Raw genomic sequence first — 16,999 nt, 5'->3', positions numbered from 1 at the left:
TTTTCAAGGATTTCCTTAACAACTTCAACCACTTGCGCTTCAGATCTCTCATCAGCGGGAGGCGAATTCTACAGCGTTACCCGCTGATGTCAACACCTCTTTTTCAACTTCCTTTTGGCTTCGATGAACTGAAGCAACCTGCTGCCGAAAACTGCGTAACTCTTTGTTTACCAAGGAATTTTCCGTTTCGACTGCGCCGGAAGTGGGGCGAATTATAGACACCTGAGATCTGCCGTCAAGCACTGATTTTGCTTTTCTATCAATAGCTTGCAGAAAGGACCTGCCTACCCTCTATATAGAGGTGCAAATACGCGCCTCTATATAGAAGACATAATCAAAGAACGCCGGACGCTTTGAAAGCAGACACCACCGAAGCATCCATTCCCAGCACCCGCTGTAACACCTCCAGCGTATGCTCACCCAGCAAAGGCGGCGCATTACGGTACTCCACCGGCGTCTCCGACAGACGAATCGGACTCGCTACCTGAGGCACTATTCCGGCCAGCGCATGCGGCAGTTCGATTGCCAAGCCACGCGCCTTGACCTGGGGATCGGCAAACATCTGTGCCAGATCATTGATAGGCCCGCACGGAACACCAGCTTGCTCCAGCTGTGCCACCCATTGCGCCGTAGTCTTGAACACTGTCGCCTGACGTATCAGCGGAATCAGCACTGCCCGGTTAGCCACCCGCAATTTGTTGGTCACAAAGCGCGGGTCGTCTGCCCACTGCGGCTGCCCAGCCACTTCCGCGAACTTGCGGAACTGTCCGTCATTACCCACGGTAAGGATGAAATCACCATCCGCCGTAGGAAAATCCTGATACGGCACGATGTTCGGATGAGCATTACCCAAACGTTTTGGCGCATTGCCCGTGGTCAGATAGTTCATCGCCTGGTTGGCCAGGCATGCCACCTGGACGTCGAGCAAGGCCATATCGATATGCTGACCACCACCATCGTGATCCCGATGCGCAAGCGCCGCCAGGATCGCGACTGTCGAGTAGAGCCCGGTCAGAATGTCCGTCAACGCGACGCCCACCTTCACCGGTCCTTCACCTTCTTCGCCTTCAGGTCGCCCAGTCAGGCTCATGAGCCCGCCCAACCCCTGGATCATGAAGTCATAACCAGCACGCTTGGCATACGGTCCAGTCTGACCAAACCCGGTAATCGAGCAATAGATCAGATCCGGATTGATTGCCTTCAGCGACTCATAGTCCAAACCATAAGCCGCCAGGCCTCCGACCTTGAAGTTCTCGATCAGGATGTCCGACTTGGCGGCCAGATCACGAACCAGTTTCTGCCCTTCTGGACGCGTGAAGTCGATGGTGACCGATTGCTTGTTGCGATTGGCCGACAGGTAGTAGGCGGCCTCGCTGGTGTTCTCGCCATAGGCGTCTTTAAGGAACGGCGGCCCCCAGGCACGCGTGTCATCACCGTTGCCCGGGCGCTCGACCTTGATCACTTCGGCGCCAAGGTCGGCCAGGATCTGCCCGGCCCAAGGCCCTGCCAGCACCCGCGATAAATCCAGTACCCGTAGATGCGATAGCGCGCCCATGGACGTTCTCCTATTAATAGAACGCCTGGAGGCCAGTCTGCGCACGACCCAGGATCAGTGCATGGACGTCGTGCGTACCTTCGTAGGTGTTCACCACTTCCAGGTTGACCAGGTGACGTGCAACGCCGAACTCATCGGAAATACCATTGCCACCCAGCATGTCACGAGCCATGCGGGCGATGTCCAGGGACTTGCCGCAAGAGTTGCGCTTCATCATCGAGGTGATTTCGACCGCCGCCGTGCCTTCATCCTTCATACGCCCCAGACGCAGGCAACCTTGCAGTGCCATGGTGATCTCGGTCTGCATGTCGGCCAGTTTTTTCTGGATCAACTGAGTAGCGGCCAATGGGCGACCGAACTGTTGACGATCCAGGGTGTACTGACGAGCGGTGTGCCAGCAGAACTCGGCGGCACCCAATGCACCCCAGGAGATGCCGTAGCGCGCGGAGTTGAGGCAGGTAAAAGGACCTTTCAGGCCACGGACATCCGGGAAGATGTTCTCTTCCGGAACAAACACGTTATCCATGACGATCTCACCGGTGATCGACGCCCGCAGGCCGACCTTGCCGTGAATCGCCGGAGCGCTCAGGCCTTTCCAGCCCTTTTCCAGTACGAAGCCACGGATGTCGCCAGCATCGTCCTTGCCCCAGACCACGAACACATCGGCGATCGGGCTGTTGGTGATCCACATTTTGCTGCCGGTCAGGCTGTAGCCGCCTTCGACTTTGCGTGCACGAGTAATCATCGCGCCCGGGTCGGAACCGTGGTTAGGCTCGGTCAGACCGAAGCAACCGATCCATTCACCCGACGCCAGTTTCGGCAGGTATTTCTGCTTCTGGGCTTCGGTACCGAATTCATTGATGGGCACCATCACCAGCGAAGACTGCACGCTCATCATCGAACGATAACCAGAGTCGATACGCTCGACTTCTCGGGCGATCAGGCCGTAGCTGACATAGTTCAGACCGCTGCCGCCGTATTCCTCCGGGATGGTGGCGCCCAACAGGCCAACTTCGCCCATCTCGCGGAAGATCGCCGGATCGGTCTTCTCATGGCGGAAAGCTTCAAGAATGCGAGGCGCAAGACTCTGCTGGGCGAATTGCGCAGCGGTGTCGCGAATCATGCGCTCTTCTTCAGTAAGCTGTTGATCCAGCAGCAGTGGATCGATCCAGTTGAAGCTAGCTTTACCGGCCATGAGTGTGTCCTCTCGAAACAGGTCAAATAACGTGGACTGATCCTAGGCCGGGTTCGTCGTCTCGGCAAACGAGGATTTCGCATACTGTTGTGCTAATTTCTCACTTCGAAACGTCGCAGAAGAGCCTTTATGCGATGCATTAGTGAGGTTGACGTACATGCGCAGGAAGATTCCCAGTACCACCGCCCTGATCAGCTTCGAGGCGGCAGCACGCCATGAAAGCTTTACCAAGGCAGCCCAGGAATTGTCGCTGACCCAAGGGGCGATTTGCCGACAGATCGCCAGCCTTGAGGAGTTCCTCAGCGTGGAACTGTTCCGACGCTCGAGACGCGGAGTGAAGCTGACGGAGGCCGGACTTTCCTACAGTCGCCGCGTCGCCACCCAGCTCGATGCCGTTGAACGAGACACGCTGTCGGTCATGGGCCAGCAGGGCGCCAATGTGATTGAGCTGGCCGTGGTTCCGACCTTCGGCACCCAGTGGTTGCTGCCGCGCCTCAAGGACTTCCAGCAAAAACACCCTGAGGTGACAGTCAACCTGACCAACCGCACACGCCCGTTTCTGTTTGCAGACACCGAATTCGACGCGGCAATCTATTTCGGCGATGCAGATTGGTCAGGTACGGAATCCCACAGGTTGATGGGTGAAAATCCGATGCCTGTGTGCAGCCCCAACTTACTGGGAAAAAAGCCTCTTCTGACGCCCGGCGAAATCGCTGACCTGCCCCTCCTGCAACAAACCACACGCCCTTACGCCTGGCGCCAATGGTTCGACTCTCAACACCTGAATGTCCCCCGAGACATGACAGGACCGCGCTACGAACTATTCTCCATGCTTGCCCAAGCAGCCATGCACGACATGGGCATTGCCCTGATCCCGCCGTTCCTGATTCAGCGTGAACTGGCCGAGAAACGCCTGGTGATTGCCAACCCTCAGGCACTCTCCAGCATTAAGGCCTATTACCTGATGATTCCAGAGCGAAAGGTCGAATCCGCGTCATTAAGGGCCTTTCGTGACTGGCTGGTAAATCAGGCCCACGGCTACAGCCTAGAAGGATAAAGGCTCGAAGCCATTATCTGACCTCGTAGTCAGCAAACACAAAGCCCTACAGATATAAGTATTTGTCGCGTAACAGCAAACTGTACTAAGCAGCCGAACAATCGTCCCACAAGCGCCGGTTGACGCGGCTTTGCGCCACTATTTTGCGACGATGCCGCATCATTCATACGGCCGATGTGCAAATTATTGAATTTCGCTCAAAATCCTTACAAAGCACGGTCTACAAGGGATCGGGCCTGTCGGTTGCGACATTCGGTCACGGGGTGACTTGTAGTTAATTTTCCGTCACCCGTCATAATCCCTTGAAGGGCACAAAGTTCGCCTGCAAAATGCCGCGCCCCGCCCTGATTTGGCGGGATCGTGCTGATCGGCCGCCCCAGCCGCACCATCCGTAGTGCATGGGTTTACTCAATAAGATCACGCAGGAGATTTGACGTGCACATTGGTGTTCCTCTCGAAACCCAGACCGGTGAAACACGGGTTGCTGCAACCCCGGAAACCATCAAGAAGCTGATCGGCCAGGGCCATAAGGTCACTGTACAAAGCGGCGCCGGCATTAATGCCAGCGTTGTCGACAGTGCCTATGAAGCGGCAGGCGCAAGCATTGGCAGCGCCAACGATGCGTTTGGTGCAGAGCTGATTCTCAAAGTTGTCGCCCCCAGTGACAGCGAGCTCGCACTGATCAAGAGCGGCACCATTGTGGTGGGCATGCTCAACCCGTTCAGCAATGAAACCATCGCAAAAATGGCCGAGTGCGGCATTACTGCCTTCGCTCTGGAAGCGGCGCCTCGTACCTCACGCGCCCAGAGCCTGGACGTGCTGTCCTCGCAAGCCAACATCGCCGGTTATAAAGCCGTGTTGCTGGCTGCTCACCACTATCCGCGCTTCATGCCAATGCTGATGACCGCTGCGGGCACCGTGAAAGCGGCGCGCGTGCTGATTCTCGGTGCCGGTGTTGCCGGCTTGCAGGCGATCGCCACGGCCAAACGCCTGGGTGCAGTGATCGAAGCGTCTGACGTGCGTCCTGCGGTTAAAGAGCAGATCGAATCCCTCGGCGCCAAGTTCGTTGACGTGCCGTACGAGACCGATGAAGAGCGTGAATGCGCCGTCGGTGTCGGCGGTTACGCACGCCCTATGCCAGCCAGCTGGATGCAGCGCCAGGCCGCGGCCGTACACGAACGCGCCAAGCAGGCTGACATCGTCATCACTACCGCACTGATTCCGGGTCGCAAGGCTCCGACGCTGTTGAGCGCGGAAACCGTGTCGCAGATGAAGCCGGGCTCGGTGGTCATCGACCTCGCGGCAGCCCAGGGCGGCAACTGCCCGCTGACCGTGGCCGATCAGGTGGTCATCGAGAATGGCGTGACCATTGTCGGCCCGACCAACCTGGCCGGCGCGGTGGCGGCTGACGCTTCGGCGCTGTATGCCCGCAACCTGCTGGACTTCATGAAACTGTTGTTCGATAAAGAAGGACAACTGGTGATCAACCTTGAAGACGACATCGTCGCCGCGTGCCTGATGTGCCGCGACGGCCAGATCGTGCGCAAGAACGGCTGAGGATAAAAACAATGGAAGACATGCTGATCTCTGACGGTATCTACAACCTGATCATCTTCGTGCTGGCGATTTATGTCGGTTACCACGTGGTCTGGAACGTGACGCCTGCGCTGCACACCCCGTTGATGGCGGTGACCAACGCGATCTCGGCGATCGTGATCGTCGGTGCCATGCTGGCAGCGGCTTTGACCGTGACGCCACTGGGCAAGACCATGGGCACTCTGGCTGTGGCCCTGGCCGCGGTGAACGTGTTCGGTGGCTTTTTGGTCACCCGTCGCATGCTGGAAATGTTCAAGAAGAAAGCGCCAGCAAAAGCGCCGGCCGCCAAGGCTGAAGCAGTCAAGGCTGAGGTGCAGCAAGCATGAGCATGAACCTGGTTACGTCCCTGTATTTGATCGCCTCGGTCTGCTTCATCCAGGCGCTCAAGGGCCTTTCGCACCCCACCACGTCGCGTCGCGGCAACCTGTTCGGCATGCTCGGCATGGGCCTGGCGATCCTCACCACGGTCGGCCTGATCTACAAGCTCGGTGCCGAACTGGCACAGGACGGTATCGTCTACGTGATCGTCGGCCTGCTGATCGGCGGTACCGCCGGTTCGATCATGGCCAAACGCGTTGAAATGACCAAGATGCCGGAGCTGGTCGCCTTCATGCACAGCATGATCGGTTTGGCTGCGGTGTTCATCGCCGTGGCTGCCGTGGTCGAGCCACAGTCGCTGGGGATCGTCCATCAGCTCGGCGACGCAATTCCGGCCGGTAATCGCCTGGAACTGTTCCTCGGCGCGGCCATTGGTGCAATCACCTTCTCCGGTTCGGTGATCGCGTTCGGCAAGCTGTCAGGCAAGTACAAGTTCCGCCTGTTCCAGGGTGCCCCGGTGCAGTTCACCGGCCAGCACAAGCTGAACCTGCTGCTGGGTCTGGCGACACTGGGCCTGGGCGTGACCTTCATGCTCACCGGCGACTACACCGCTTTCGCAGTGATGCTGGCCCTGGCCTTCGTGCTCGGCGTGCTGATCATCATCCCGATCGGTGGCGCCGACATGCCGGTCGTGGTGTCGATGCTCAACAGCTACTCCGGTTGGGCGGCAGCGGGTATCGGCTTCTCGCTGAACAACTCGATGCTGATCATCGCCGGTTCGCTGGTGGGTTCGTCCGGTGCGATCCTCTCGTACATCATGTGCAAGGCGATGAACCGTTCCTTCTTTAATGTGCTGCTCGGTGGCTTCGGCAATACGGCGGATGCGGCCGGCCCGGCGGGTTCGAAAGAAGCCCGTCCGGTGAAATCCGGTTCGGCTGACGACGCGACCTTCCTGCTGACCAACGCCGACACCGTGATCATCGTTCCGGGCTACGGCCTGGCGGTAGCGCGGGCACAGCACGCACTGAAAGAACTGACCGAGAAGCTAACTCATCGCGGCGTGACCGTGAAGTACGCGATCCACCCGGTTGCCGGTCGTATGCCGGGCCACATGAACGTATTGCTGGCCGAGGCCGAAGTGCCTTACGACCAGGTGTTCGAGATGGAAGACATCAACTCCGAGTTCGGCCAGGCCGACGTGGTATTGGTATTGGGCGCCAACGACGTGGTCAACCCGGCCGCCAAGAACGATCCGAAGTCGCCGATTGCCGGCATGCCGATCCTCGAAGCGTTCAAGGCCAAGACCATCATCGTCAACAAACGCTCGATGGCCAGCGGTTATGCCGGCCTGGACAACGAACTGTTCTACCTGGATAAAACCATGATGGTGTTCGGCGACGCTAAAAAGGTCATCGAAGACATGGTCAAAGCCGTCGAGTAATTCTGCGCGGCATACAGAACGCCCCGATTCGTCGGGGCGTTTTTGTTTGCGCAAATCGTCGGACAAAACTACGCTTTTGTTACCGATCCGGTAATGGTGTTTTGCTCAAAAGGCCCGAAATAGACAGCTCTTTTGCGACCTTGGTAGCGGGACAGGACTCGGCGTAATTCACTAGACTGCACGTCCTGTTACTTGTTGCCCGAGATAATAATCCATGTACCGTGACCGTATTCGCCTGCCTTCGTTGTTGGACAAAGTGATGGGCGCTGCCGAAGCCGCCGCCTTGATTGAAGACGGCATGACCGTCGGCATGAGTGGTTTCACCCGCGCCGGTGAAGCCAAGGCCGTGCCACAGGCACTGGCCGAACGCGCCAAGGTCACGCCGCTGAAGATCACCCTGATGACAGGTGCGAGCCTGGGCAACGACCTCGACAAGCAACTCACCGAAGCCGGCGTGCTGTCACGACGCATGCCGTTCCAGGTCGACAGCACCTTGCGCAAGGCGATCAACGCCGGCGAGGTCATGTTCATCGACCAGCATTTGTCCGAGACCGTGGAGCAATTGCGCAACCAGCAACTGAAGCTGCCGGACATCGCCGTGATTGAAGCTGTGGCAATCACCGAACAAGGGCACATTGTGCCGACGACTTCGGTGGGCAACTCGGCCAGCTTCGCGATTTTCGCCAAGCACGTCATTGTCGAAATCAATATGGCGCACAACCCGAACCTCGAAGGTCTGCACGACATCTACATCCCGACCTATCGCCCGACCCGCACGCCTATTCCGCTGGTCAAGGTCGATGACCGTATCGGCAGCACCGCCATCCCGATTCCACCGGAAAAGATTGTCGCCATCGTCATCACCAATCAGGGCGACTCGCCATCCACGGTGCTGGCGCCAGACGCCGAGACTCAGGGCATTGCCGACCACCTGATCAACTTCTTCAAGCAGGAAGTCGCGGCTGGGCGCATGACCAACAAGCTCGGCCCGCTGCAGGCCGGTATCGGCACCATTGCCAACTCGGTGATGTGCGGCCTGATCGATTCGCCGTTCGAAGACCTGACGATGTATTCCGAAGTACTTCAGGACTCGACCTTCGACCTGATCGACGCCGGCAAGCTGAGCTTTGCGTCGGGCAGCTCGATCACCTTGTCGAGTCGACGTAATGCCGACGTATTCGGCAACCTGGAGCGCTACAAGGACAAACTGGTGCTGCGCACGCAGGAGATTTCCAACCATCCTGAAGTCGTGCGCCGCCTGGGCATCATCGGCGTCAACACGGCGCTTGAGTTCGACCTCTACGGCAACGTCAACTCCACTCACGTTTGCGGTACGCGGATGATGAACGGGATCGGTGGTTCTGGCGATTTCGCGCGCAATGCGCATTTGTCCATCTTCGTGACCAAGTCGATCGCCAAGAACGGCGCGATCTCAAGCGTAGTGCCGATGGTCAGCCACGTAGACCACACCGAGCATGACGTCGACATCCTCGTCACCGAAGTCGGCCTGGCGGACCTGCGCGGCCTGGCGCCTCGGGAGCGGGCGCGCATCATCATCGATAATTGTGTGCACCCGGATTATCGCCAGGCGCTTGATGACTACTTCACAGCCGCTTGTGCTCTCGGTGGACACACCCCGCATATCCTGCGCGATGCACTGAGCTGGCACATCAACCTGGAAGAAACCGGGCAAATGCTGAAGAAGTAATTGATACAGATAGGAGCTGACGCAAACACAGTTTCGTCAGCTCCTCATTGTCCGTTTCTATTATTGAAAAAACTGTACTGCTGTACTGGTCATTTCCTACCGAAAAAGCCTACACCCTCCGACCAAAAACCTAAAAATGCACAGAATTAGTGCAGATAGGTACAGTTGCCTCAATTTAGACCAGTACACCCCCTATAAACAGTTAACTGAGCTCTCACAATACAGATGAACTGTATCTACAGAGACTAGGCAAAGAAGAGGAACATGGGCACCAGTTAAACCACTACCTGATCCCGCCACAAGCGGAAGGATGTCAACCATGGAACGTACACTCAGTTCCGAACTGTTCTTCGAAAACACTGCTGCAAAAACCCAGGCTTCCATGCCTCTGCGCGTTATCGCCAACCTGATGCTGTGGCAGCGCCGCATCTCCAGCCGCCACCAATTGGCTCGCCTGGATTCGCGTCTGCTGGCTGACGCCGGGATTAGCGAAGCACAACGCTACGAAGAGCTGAGCAAGCCGTTCTGGCGCTAAGTTAGCGTCGCTGGCTCTGACCTGAAGGGTCCACCGCCAGCACCCGAATTGAACAAACAAGACCCGTCGTGGGAAACCACGACGGGTCTTGTCGTTTAAGGGTCAAAAAAGTAAAAATAGTACAGTTTCACAAAATCAAAAAATGCACAGGTACAGTTGAACTGTAAGGTTTAACCTTGCAGCTGTTACACAGAGTTTTTTCAAGCAGGCTGGTCGACCGACATATACAGGCCTAATATCCAACCAGAACGGGGTGATCGAAGCTCCGGCGCTGAATGGCCGGGCACGCACCTCTCATCGAGCTTTTCCAAAGGAGTAACACCATGTCCCGACTACGTCTGCTCAGCGCTGCAGCCTTGCTTGCCGTGGCTGCCAATTCCCACGCCACCAGCTTCATCGTGACCACCGACGCCGTCGTTGGAGCACTCAAGTCGAGCTCCGATTCGACGTCCGACGTCACGTCGTCCTTCAAGGATGACAAGATCGTGCTTGCTGCCCGTGATGACGCTGCCAGCTTCGTCGCCAGCGAAGGCTCTATCCGCGGTGTAAAACTCGAAAGCGCACTCGACCACATTCGCCACCAGGCGCCTGCGTTGAATGCGACAGACGCACAGCTGGCGCAAGCCATCCTGTCGATCTAAGCGAAACCGCTGATATGGGACGCGCCGGTCGCGTCCCGATATTTCGGCGCTGGCTCTAGAATGGGCCTTACGCTAGCCTTGGGACTCACTTGCAACTGTCGAGTCTCATGCGTTTTCTTTCAAATCTGTTGATCGCTCCAGTGTTCCTTGCTCTTGGCTATAACGGTTCGGCCCAAGCCTACGACGCTTTCAACCTGTCTACCCAAGGCACGGTTGCCAGCGGTTACGCCACAAGCCTGGTGACCTCCGCCCCCTTCGACCATAAACTGCTCGACGCCCGGGATGATGCCGCGGCATTCATTGCCAGTGACGGTCGATTGAGAGGCGCGCAACTGGAAGCGGCCCTGCTGTATCTACGCCAGACCCAGCCGAAACTTCATGCTGGCGACCTTGAACTGGCACAGGCAATACTCGTCCAATAGTTATCCTTGTTTTATCTGGAGTCGTTCCATGCGTAACCCGCTCATTGCTGCCGTCTTAGGCCTGTTTCTGTTGGCCGACGTGGCCCAGGCACAAACTCTGGTCGCCACCAGTAACATTCTGATTCGCGCTACCCAGCGCACACTTGATTTCACTTCCGATACCACCACGTCCATTCGCGATTCGAAGATTGTCCGCGAAGCCCAGGACGATGCCGCCAGCTTCGTCGCCAGCAATGGCGATATTCGTGGCGCACACCTGGAGTCCGCGTTTGATTTGTTGCGCACCCGCGTGCCGGAAGCTCGTGATGCCAGTGACCAGGATCTCGCCGAAGCCATCCTCGCACTGTGAAGGGTCCAGGCGCCTGGCTGCTGGCCGGGGCCCTGTTGCTGCTTGGCAACACGGCCCACGCTGGCCTTCAATTACAGCTCAAGACCGAAGGTCTGACGCCCGCGCAACAGCAAGCCAGCCAGGCCCTGCTCGATGAAGCCATGCAGGCCCTGCCGCCGCGCTTCATCGAGCAACTGGACCGGCGCATTGATGTCGGCTGGACCGATGACATGCCCAAGAATGCCTACGGACAGGCATCACTGGTCTCGGAGCTCGATCTGAATCGCAATCTGTTGGCCAGCCTCACGGACGGCAGTGCCGCGACCAAAAAGACTTATCGCCCCCACGGCACTGTGCGCCGGGAAATGCTGGCCACCGTCCTGCATGAGTTGACTCATATTTATGATCGTTCGCGCCTGTGGTCGGATATCGAGCGCAAACTGATTCAGCGTTGCACCCAACGCAGTAACAGTTCGGGCCTGATTGGCATTCCGGACGAATGCCGGAGCCAATCCGATCGGCGCTTTACCCTCAGCGACGATCCGCGCCTGCTTGACCTCGCCGGGTGGCAGCAATACGTCGGCCGTCGTGGCGAGCGCGAACAGCACAACCGGCAGATCGCCCGCAGCCCGGACATCTACGAGACAAGCAGTCCGAAGGAGTTCGTCGCGGTCAACATGGAGTACTTCCTCCTCGACCCGAGCTACGCCTGCCGTCGCCCCGCGCTGTATCGCTACTACGAAGAACGCTTTGGCTGGGCGCCCGCTGCCAGGAACGCTTGCGGCCAAACCTTCGCCTTCCTCAATGCCGGTAATGACTTCGCCAAAACGCCGTTAGGCCACGTTGATCCGGAACGGGTCTACGCCGTTGACTATCTGCTGGCCGAGGCCAATCAGAACTGGGTCAGCCGCTGGGGCCACAGCATGTTGCGGCTGGTGATCTGCGCACCGGGCCGTCCACGCGGGCCGGATTGCCGGCTGGATCTGGATCAGCATCTGGTGCTGTCGTACCGCGCCTTCGTCGGCGACGTTCAACTGTCGAGCTGGGACGGACTTGTGGGTAAATACCCGTCACGCCTGTTTGTTTTGCCCCTTGCCCAGGTCATCGACGAATACACCAAGACCGAACTGCGCAGCCTGGCCTCCGTGCCGTTGAACCTGTCGCGCAGCGAGATCGATGGCGTGGTGGAGCGTGCCGCCGAAATGCACTGGAGTTACGACGGCAACTACTTCTTCCTGTCGAACAACTGCGCAGTGGAAGAGCTGAAACTGCTACGCGGCGGCACCAACAATGCGCAACTGGTCGCCCTCGACAACATCATGCCCAACGGTTTGCTGGAAGTGTTGAAAGGCCGCGGACTGGCGGACACCAGCGTGTTGAACGATCAACGGGAAGCCCTGCGTCTGGGCTATCGCTTCGACTCTTTCCGCGATCGTTATCAAGCCATGTTCGAAGTGCTGAAGAAGCACCTGCCGATCAAGCAGGACACCGTCGAAGAATGGCTGGACTTGAAAGCCCATGAGCGCCGCGAATGGTTCGGCCAGGCTGACTTGCGCACCAGCGCAGCCTTGCTGCTATTGGAACAGGCGAGCTTTCGGCGCCAGATGCTGTTGGCTCAGGATGAAGTGAAGCAGCGATATCTAGGCGCTCGAGAGCTGAAGAACGGCGGCATGGACAGGGCCAACGAAACGCTCAGGCAGATTCTCGACAACAGTGGCTTCCTCAGTCGCCCGGCGGAGTTGCTGGGCACTGGCGGTTATGGATTGCCGCAGCCAAGCGAGTCGCAGCATCTGGAAGCGGAAACCAGTTTGCGCCAGAAAAAACTCCAGGCACTGACCGGTGATCTCGACAAAGAGGTGAGGGCGCTGCTCGAACCGAGCCGAGCCGCCGAGATGGCCGCCAATGAAGCCAACGTGAAGCAAATCGGCGAACATCTGCGCAAACTGCATAAGGCATCGGGCGGACTGGAGTTGCCTTGATAGCTTAGAAAGCAAAGATCGCAGCCTGCGACAGCTCCTACAGATCACATTTCATCTGTAGGAGCTGTCGCAGGCTGCGATCTTTTGATGCACGTTACTTTCAGCTGATGCGGGCCTTGCGCACGCCTTCGGCCAACGCCGAGCAGAGGCTCAGCACGCCATCCACCGCTTGTTCCGGCGAGGTGGCATTGGCGATGTGATCGATCAATGCCGAACCCACCACAACACCGTCGGCCAGACGCGCGATAGACGCAGCCTGTTCAGGGGTGCGGATACCGAAACCGATGCTGATCGGCAGATCGGTATGACGACGCAGACGAGCGACGGCTTCTTCAACGTGCTCCAGCGTCGCGGCACCGGCACCGGTCACACCGGCCACCGATACGTAATACACAAACCCGGAGCTGCCGTTGAGAACGGTCGGCAGGCGGACATCGTCGGTGGTCGGCGTGGTCAGACGGATAAAGTCCAGGCCCGCGGCCTGCGCCGGGTCGCACAGCTCGCCGTTATGCTCCGGCGGCAGATCGACCACGATCAGGCCGTCAACGCCGGCCTCTTTGGCATCGGCGATGAAACGCGGCACGCCGTACATGTGGATCGGGTTGAAGTAACCCATCAACACCAGCGGCGTCTCTTGATTGCCTTCGCGGAACTCGCGGACCATTTGCAGGGTTTTCGCCAGATTCTGTTTGGCGCCCAACGCACGAATGTTGGCCAGTTGAATCGCCGGGCCATCGGCCATCGGATCGGTGAAGGGCATGCCCAGTTCGATCACGTCTGCACCAGCGGCCGGCAAGCCTTTGAGGATGGCCAGGGACGTGTCGTAGCTCGGGTCGCCCGCGGTGACGAAGGTCACCAGGGCGGCGCGGTTCTGTTCCTTGAGTTCGGCAAAACGCGTTTGCAGGCGGCTCATCAGTGTTTCTCCTGCTTGGATTGTTCCATGTGGTGCATCACGGTCTGCATGTCTTTGTCGCCACGGCCGGACAGGTTGACCACCATCAGGTGATCCTTCGGCAAGGTCGGTGCGCGCTTGAACACTTCGGCCAGGGCATGGGCACTTTCCAGGGCAGGAATGATGCCTTCCAGACGGCAGCACTGGTGGAACGCGGCGAGGGCTTCGTCGTCGGTCACCGAGGTGTATTGAACGCGGCCGATGTCATGCAACCAGGCGTGTTCCGGGCCGATGCCTGGGTAGTCCAGGCCAGCAGAAATCGAGTGGGCGTCGATGATCTGGCCATCGTCGTCCTGCAGCAGGAAGGTACGGTTGCCGTGCAATACGCCCGGTACGCCACCGTTCAGGCTCGCCGCATGCTTGCCGGTTTCGATGCCGTAGCCAGCGGCTTCAACGCCGATGATTTCGACGCTCTTGTCGTCGAGGAACGGGTGGAACAGGCCCATGGCGTTGGAACCACCGCCAATGCACGCTACCAGGCTGTCCGGCAGGCGGCCTTCCTGGGCTTGCAGCTGCTCACGGGTTTCCTTGCCGATCACGGCCTGGAAGTCGCGAACCATTGCAGGATATGGGTGTGGACCGGCCACAGTGCCGATCAGGTAGAACGTGCTGTCGACGTTGGTCACCCAGTCACGCAACGCTTCGTTCATCGCGTCTTTCAAGGTGCCGGTGCCCGCCACGACCGGGATCACTTCAGCGCCCAGCAGCTTCATGCGGAATACGTTGGCCTGCTGACGCTCAATGTCAGTGGTGCCCATGTAGATCACGCAGTCCAGACCGAAACGCGCAGCCACGGTGGCAGTGGCCACACCGTGCATGCCGGCGCCGGTCTCGGCGATGATGCGTTTTTTACCCATGCGCCGTGCCAGCAGGATCTGGCCGATGCAGTTGTTGATCTTGTGCGCGCCGGTGTGGTTCAGCTCTTCACGCTTGAGGTAGATCTTGGCGCCACCACAGAATTCGGTCAGGCGCTCGGCGAAATAGAGCGGGCTTGGACGACCGACGTAGTCACGCTGGAAATAGGCCAGCTCTTCCTTGAAGGCAGGATCTTCCTTGGCCAATTCGTATTCGCGGGCCAGGTCGAGGATCAGCGGCATCAGGGTTTCAGCGACGTAACGGCCGCCGAACGCGCCGAACAGGCCGTTGGCGTCGGGGCCGTTGCGCAGATTAGTCTGGGTCATGGGGCGCTCCAGTTGAATGCGTGAAGTGATAATGGGCTTCACTCTACCCCTGACGTCCTCGGCTGAAAACCGATAAGATCACCACAACCTGTCAGGAAAACTCACAGATCTAATGAGCCACGATCTCCCACCGCTGAACGCCTTGCGCGCCTTCGAAGCCACTGCTCGCTTAAACAGCGTCAGTCAGGCTGCCGAACAGCTGCACGTGACCCATGGCGCCGTCAGCCGTCAGTTGAAAGTGCTGGAAGAGCACTTGGGTGTGAGCCTGTTCATCAAGGAAGGTCGCGGCCTTAAACTCACAGATGCCGGCATGCGACTGCGCGATGTGAGCGCCGAAGCGTTTGAACGCTTGCGCACCGTGTGCGCTGAGCTCACGCAAAGCACCGCCGACGCACCCTTCGTGCTTGGTTGTTCGGGAAGCCTGTTGGCGCGCTGGTTCATCCCGCGCCTGGGACGGCTCAATGCGGATCTGCCAGACCTTCGGTTGCACCTGTCTGCCGGAGAAGGCGATCTCGACCCACGACGGCCGGGGCTGGACGCACTCCTGGTGTTCGCCGAACCGCCGTGGCCAGCGGACATGCAGGTCTTCGAACTGGCCAGCGAACGCATCGGACCGGTCATGAGCCCGCGCTTTGCCGGTTATGAAGGACTAAAACACTCGCCTGCTACGGCACTGCTGAGCGAACCACTGTTGCACACCACATCACGCCCACAAGCCTGGCCAAGCTGGGCGCAGCAGCGCGACCTCGACGCCGGGACATTGACGTATGGTCAGGGCTTCGAGCATTTGTATTACTTGCTGGAGGCTGCCGTTGCGGGGCTGGGTGTGGCGATTGCCCCCGAGCCGTTAGTGGCCGAGGACTTGAAGGCTGGCCGCCTGGTTGCACCTTGGGGTTTCAGCGAAACCTCGGCGCAACTGGCGTTGTGGCTGCCCAAGCGCGCCGCAGACGGACGCGCCCGGCAACTGGCGCAGTGGCTCAAGAATGAGCTGCGTCGAGCGGATTAATCACGCTTGCACAGCAAATAAGCAGCCAACAGGCCCAACGCACCCACCGCGACTCCGGCTGTTGTCCAGGGATGTTCCTGAGCGTAATCGCGGGTGGCGATCCCGGTTTCACGGGTTTTGACCTTGACCTCTTCATAGGCATCGGAGAGTAGGTGTCGCGAATGCGTCAACGCATTCTCGGCGTTGACTTTCAGGCTTTTCAGGGTTCTACGCGACTCGTCCGAGGTGTCGTCCTTAAGGCTTTCCAACGACTTGAGCAGACTCTCGATCTCGGCTTCCATGCTTTGCAATGAGGCTTTACGTAACGAAGTGCTGGCCATGGTGGCTCTCCTGCATTGGTGATGAGTAGCGTGTGTTGGTTGGGACTTCAGGTGAAGGAGAAAGTGCAGTAAATCTGAACTTCACTGCGGATGTGTCGACTGAAGTAATAGGAAAAATCACTGCTAGGCTGTAATTCACACGCCGAGGAGAACGCCATGACTGACCATCACACCTATAAGAAAGTCGAGCTGGTCGGCTCGTCCACCACCAGCATTGAAGATGCGATCAACAACGCACTGGCCGAAGCCAGTAAAACCATCAAGTATTTGGAATGGTTTGAAGTGACCGAAACCCGAGGGCATATCAAGGATGGCAAGGCCGCGCACTTTCAGGTGACCCTTAAGGTCGGGTTCCGGATTGCCAGCAGCTGACTTTAGTCTAGTCTTCTGAACTTGCGTGCTGGCCGTATGCCACAGGGAATGGCAAAGCGCTGTATGAGCGCGTCTGGCAGACCGCTGGATAACCCTTTTGATTCGACCAGGGGATGCAACCGATGAAGAAATTTATATTGGCAGCAGGTTTGTTGAGCCTTGCCGGTTCTGTGTTTGCGGCCGGCAAGCCATGCGAAGAACTGAAAGCCGAAATCGCAGCGAAACTGGATGCCAAGGGCGTTTCCGGTTATTCACTGGAAATCGTCGATAAAGGCGCTGAGGCCGGCGGACAAATCGTCGGCACCTGTGAAAGCGGCACCAAGGTCATTGTTTACAAGCGATAGCCCGATTTCTGTGCGTTATTAAAAGCCGACGCCAAGGCGTCGGCTTTTT

19 protein-coding genes are annotated in these 16,999 nt (G+C 58.3%); 14 read left to right on the top strand and 5 right to left on the bottom strand.

Annotated elements, in window-relative coordinates; genetic code table 11:
* A partial coding sequence (locus QYH43_RS13015; protein WP_301157153.1) for a hypothetical protein occupies positions 1–218 on the top strand: 218 nt, incomplete at its 5' end.
* A gap of 116 nt (positions 219–334) precedes the next feature.
* Here QYH43_RS13015 and QYH43_RS13010 read toward each other — a convergent pair.
* Entirely contained in the window at positions 335–1,555 is a 1,221-nt protein-coding gene (locus QYH43_RS13010) for a CaiB/BaiF CoA-transferase family protein (RefSeq protein WP_095059685.1), read from the bottom strand.
* 13 nt (positions 1,556–1,568) lie between these two features.
* The gene (locus QYH43_RS13005) at positions 1,569–2,750 is read right to left on the bottom strand and encodes an acyl-CoA dehydrogenase (RefSeq protein ID WP_095059686.1); all 1,182 of its coding nucleotides are present in this window, start codon (positions 2,748–2,750) and stop codon (positions 1,569–1,571) included.
* Between the two features lie 157 nt (positions 2,751–2,907).
* On the opposite strand from QYH43_RS13005, the gene QYH43_RS13000 reads away from it, so the two are divergent.
* The 10 genes from QYH43_RS13000 to QYH43_RS12955 all read left to right on the top strand — a co-directional run bounded on the left by QYH43_RS13000 (position 2,908) and on the right by QYH43_RS12955 (position 12,775).
* On the top strand, positions 2,908–3,807 hold the full coding sequence (locus tag QYH43_RS13000) for a LysR family transcriptional regulator (protein WP_095059687.1): 900 nt from the start codon (positions 2,908–2,910) through the stop codon (positions 3,805–3,807).
* Positions 3,808–4,242: 435 nt separating this feature from the next.
* Positions 4,243–5,364 carry a Re/Si-specific NAD(P)(+) transhydrogenase subunit alpha gene (locus tag QYH43_RS12995; RefSeq protein ID WP_095059688.1) on the top strand — a complete coding sequence of 374 codons (1,122 nt, stop codon included), beginning with the start codon at positions 4,243–4,245 and terminating at the stop codon, positions 5,362–5,364.
* 11 nt (positions 5,365–5,375) lie between these two features.
* A complete protein-coding gene (locus QYH43_RS12990) occupies positions 5,376–5,729 on the top strand; it encodes an NAD(P) transhydrogenase subunit alpha (RefSeq protein ID WP_057712569.1) in 354 nt (117 codons plus the stop codon).
* On the top strand, positions 5,726–7,162 hold the full coding sequence (locus QYH43_RS12985; protein WP_095059689.1) for an NAD(P)(+) transhydrogenase (Re/Si-specific) subunit beta: 1,437 nt from the start codon (positions 5,726–5,728) through the stop codon (positions 7,160–7,162). Before QYH43_RS12990 ends, QYH43_RS12985 begins: the two co-directional genes overlap by 4 nt.
* Before the next feature lie 214 nt (positions 7,163–7,376).
* Entirely contained in the window at positions 7,377–8,870 is a 1,494-nt protein-coding gene (locus tag QYH43_RS12980) for an acetyl-CoA hydrolase/transferase family protein (protein ID WP_095059690.1), read from the top strand.
* Positions 8,871–9,189: 319 nt separating this feature from the next.
* Complete coding sequence (locus QYH43_RS12975; protein ID WP_095059691.1) at positions 9,190–9,405, top strand: DUF1127 domain-containing protein; 216 nt, start codon at positions 9,190–9,192, stop codon at positions 9,403–9,405.
* 323 nt (positions 9,406–9,728) lie between these two features.
* On the top strand, positions 9,729–10,046 hold the full coding sequence (locus tag QYH43_RS12970) for a DUF2388 domain-containing protein (RefSeq protein ID WP_095059692.1): 318 nt from the start codon (positions 9,729–9,731) through the stop codon (positions 10,044–10,046).
* 107 nt (positions 10,047–10,153) lie between these two features.
* Positions 10,154–10,468: a DUF2388 domain-containing protein gene (locus tag QYH43_RS12965; protein WP_095059693.1), complete on the top strand. Its 315-nt coding sequence runs from the start codon at positions 10,154–10,156 to the stop codon at positions 10,466–10,468.
* Between the two features lie 28 nt (positions 10,469–10,496).
* Complete coding sequence (locus tag QYH43_RS12960; protein WP_095059694.1) at positions 10,497–10,817, top strand: DUF2388 domain-containing protein; 321 nt, start codon at positions 10,497–10,499, stop codon at positions 10,815–10,817.
* On the top strand, positions 10,814–12,775 hold the full coding sequence (locus QYH43_RS12955; RefSeq protein ID WP_301157152.1) for a DUF4105 domain-containing protein: 1,962 nt from the start codon (positions 10,814–10,816) through the stop codon (positions 12,773–12,775). The genes QYH43_RS12960 and QYH43_RS12955 overlap by 4 nt, the downstream gene beginning before the upstream one ends.
* Before the next feature lie 100 nt (positions 12,776–12,875).
* Here QYH43_RS12955 and trpA read toward each other — a convergent pair whose 3' ends face one another.
* Complete coding sequence (trpA, locus tag QYH43_RS12950) at positions 12,876–13,688, bottom strand: tryptophan synthase subunit alpha (RefSeq protein WP_095059696.1); 813 nt, start codon at positions 13,686–13,688, stop codon at positions 12,876–12,878.
* Complete coding sequence (gene trpB, locus QYH43_RS12945) at positions 13,688–14,908, bottom strand: tryptophan synthase subunit beta (RefSeq protein WP_008002146.1); 1,221 nt, start codon at positions 14,906–14,908, stop codon at positions 13,688–13,690. Before trpB ends, trpA begins: the two co-directional genes overlap by 1 nt.
* A 112-nt stretch (positions 14,909–15,020) precedes the next feature.
* Here trpB and QYH43_RS12940 point away from each other — a divergent pair, with 112 nt between their 5' ends.
* Positions 15,021–15,914, top strand: a complete 894-nt coding sequence (locus QYH43_RS12940; protein WP_095059697.1) for a LysR family transcriptional regulator — start codon at positions 15,021–15,023, stop codon at positions 15,912–15,914.
* On the opposite strand, the gene QYH43_RS12935 is transcribed toward QYH43_RS12940, so the two are convergent.
* Entirely contained in the window at positions 15,911–16,234 is a 324-nt protein-coding gene (locus tag QYH43_RS12935; protein ID WP_095059698.1) for a YqjD family protein, read from the bottom strand. The two genes, QYH43_RS12940 and QYH43_RS12935, sit on opposite strands and share 4 nt — an antisense overlap.
* Before the next feature lie 156 nt (positions 16,235–16,390).
* Here QYH43_RS12935 and QYH43_RS12930 point away from each other — a divergent pair, with 156 nt between their 5' ends.
* Together QYH43_RS12930 and QYH43_RS12925 are read left to right on the top strand one after the other, a co-directional pair.
* On the top strand, positions 16,391–16,606 hold the full coding sequence (locus QYH43_RS12930; RefSeq protein ID WP_095059699.1) for a dodecin: 216 nt from the start codon (positions 16,391–16,393) through the stop codon (positions 16,604–16,606).
* 122 nt (positions 16,607–16,728) lie between these two features.
* On the top strand, positions 16,729–16,950 hold the full coding sequence (locus tag QYH43_RS12925; protein ID WP_095059779.1) for a DUF1161 domain-containing protein: 222 nt from the start codon (positions 16,729–16,731) through the stop codon (positions 16,948–16,950).
* The last annotated feature ends 49 nt before the right edge of the window (positions 16,951–16,999 follow it).

Source organism: Pseudomonas sp. C32 (genome assembly GCF_030417915.1).
GTDB lineage: Bacteria > Pseudomonadota > Gammaproteobacteria > Pseudomonadales > Pseudomonadaceae > Aquipseudomonas.
Note: the sequence above shows the minus strand (reverse complement) of the source record. Positions and strands in the feature narration are given on the sequence as shown.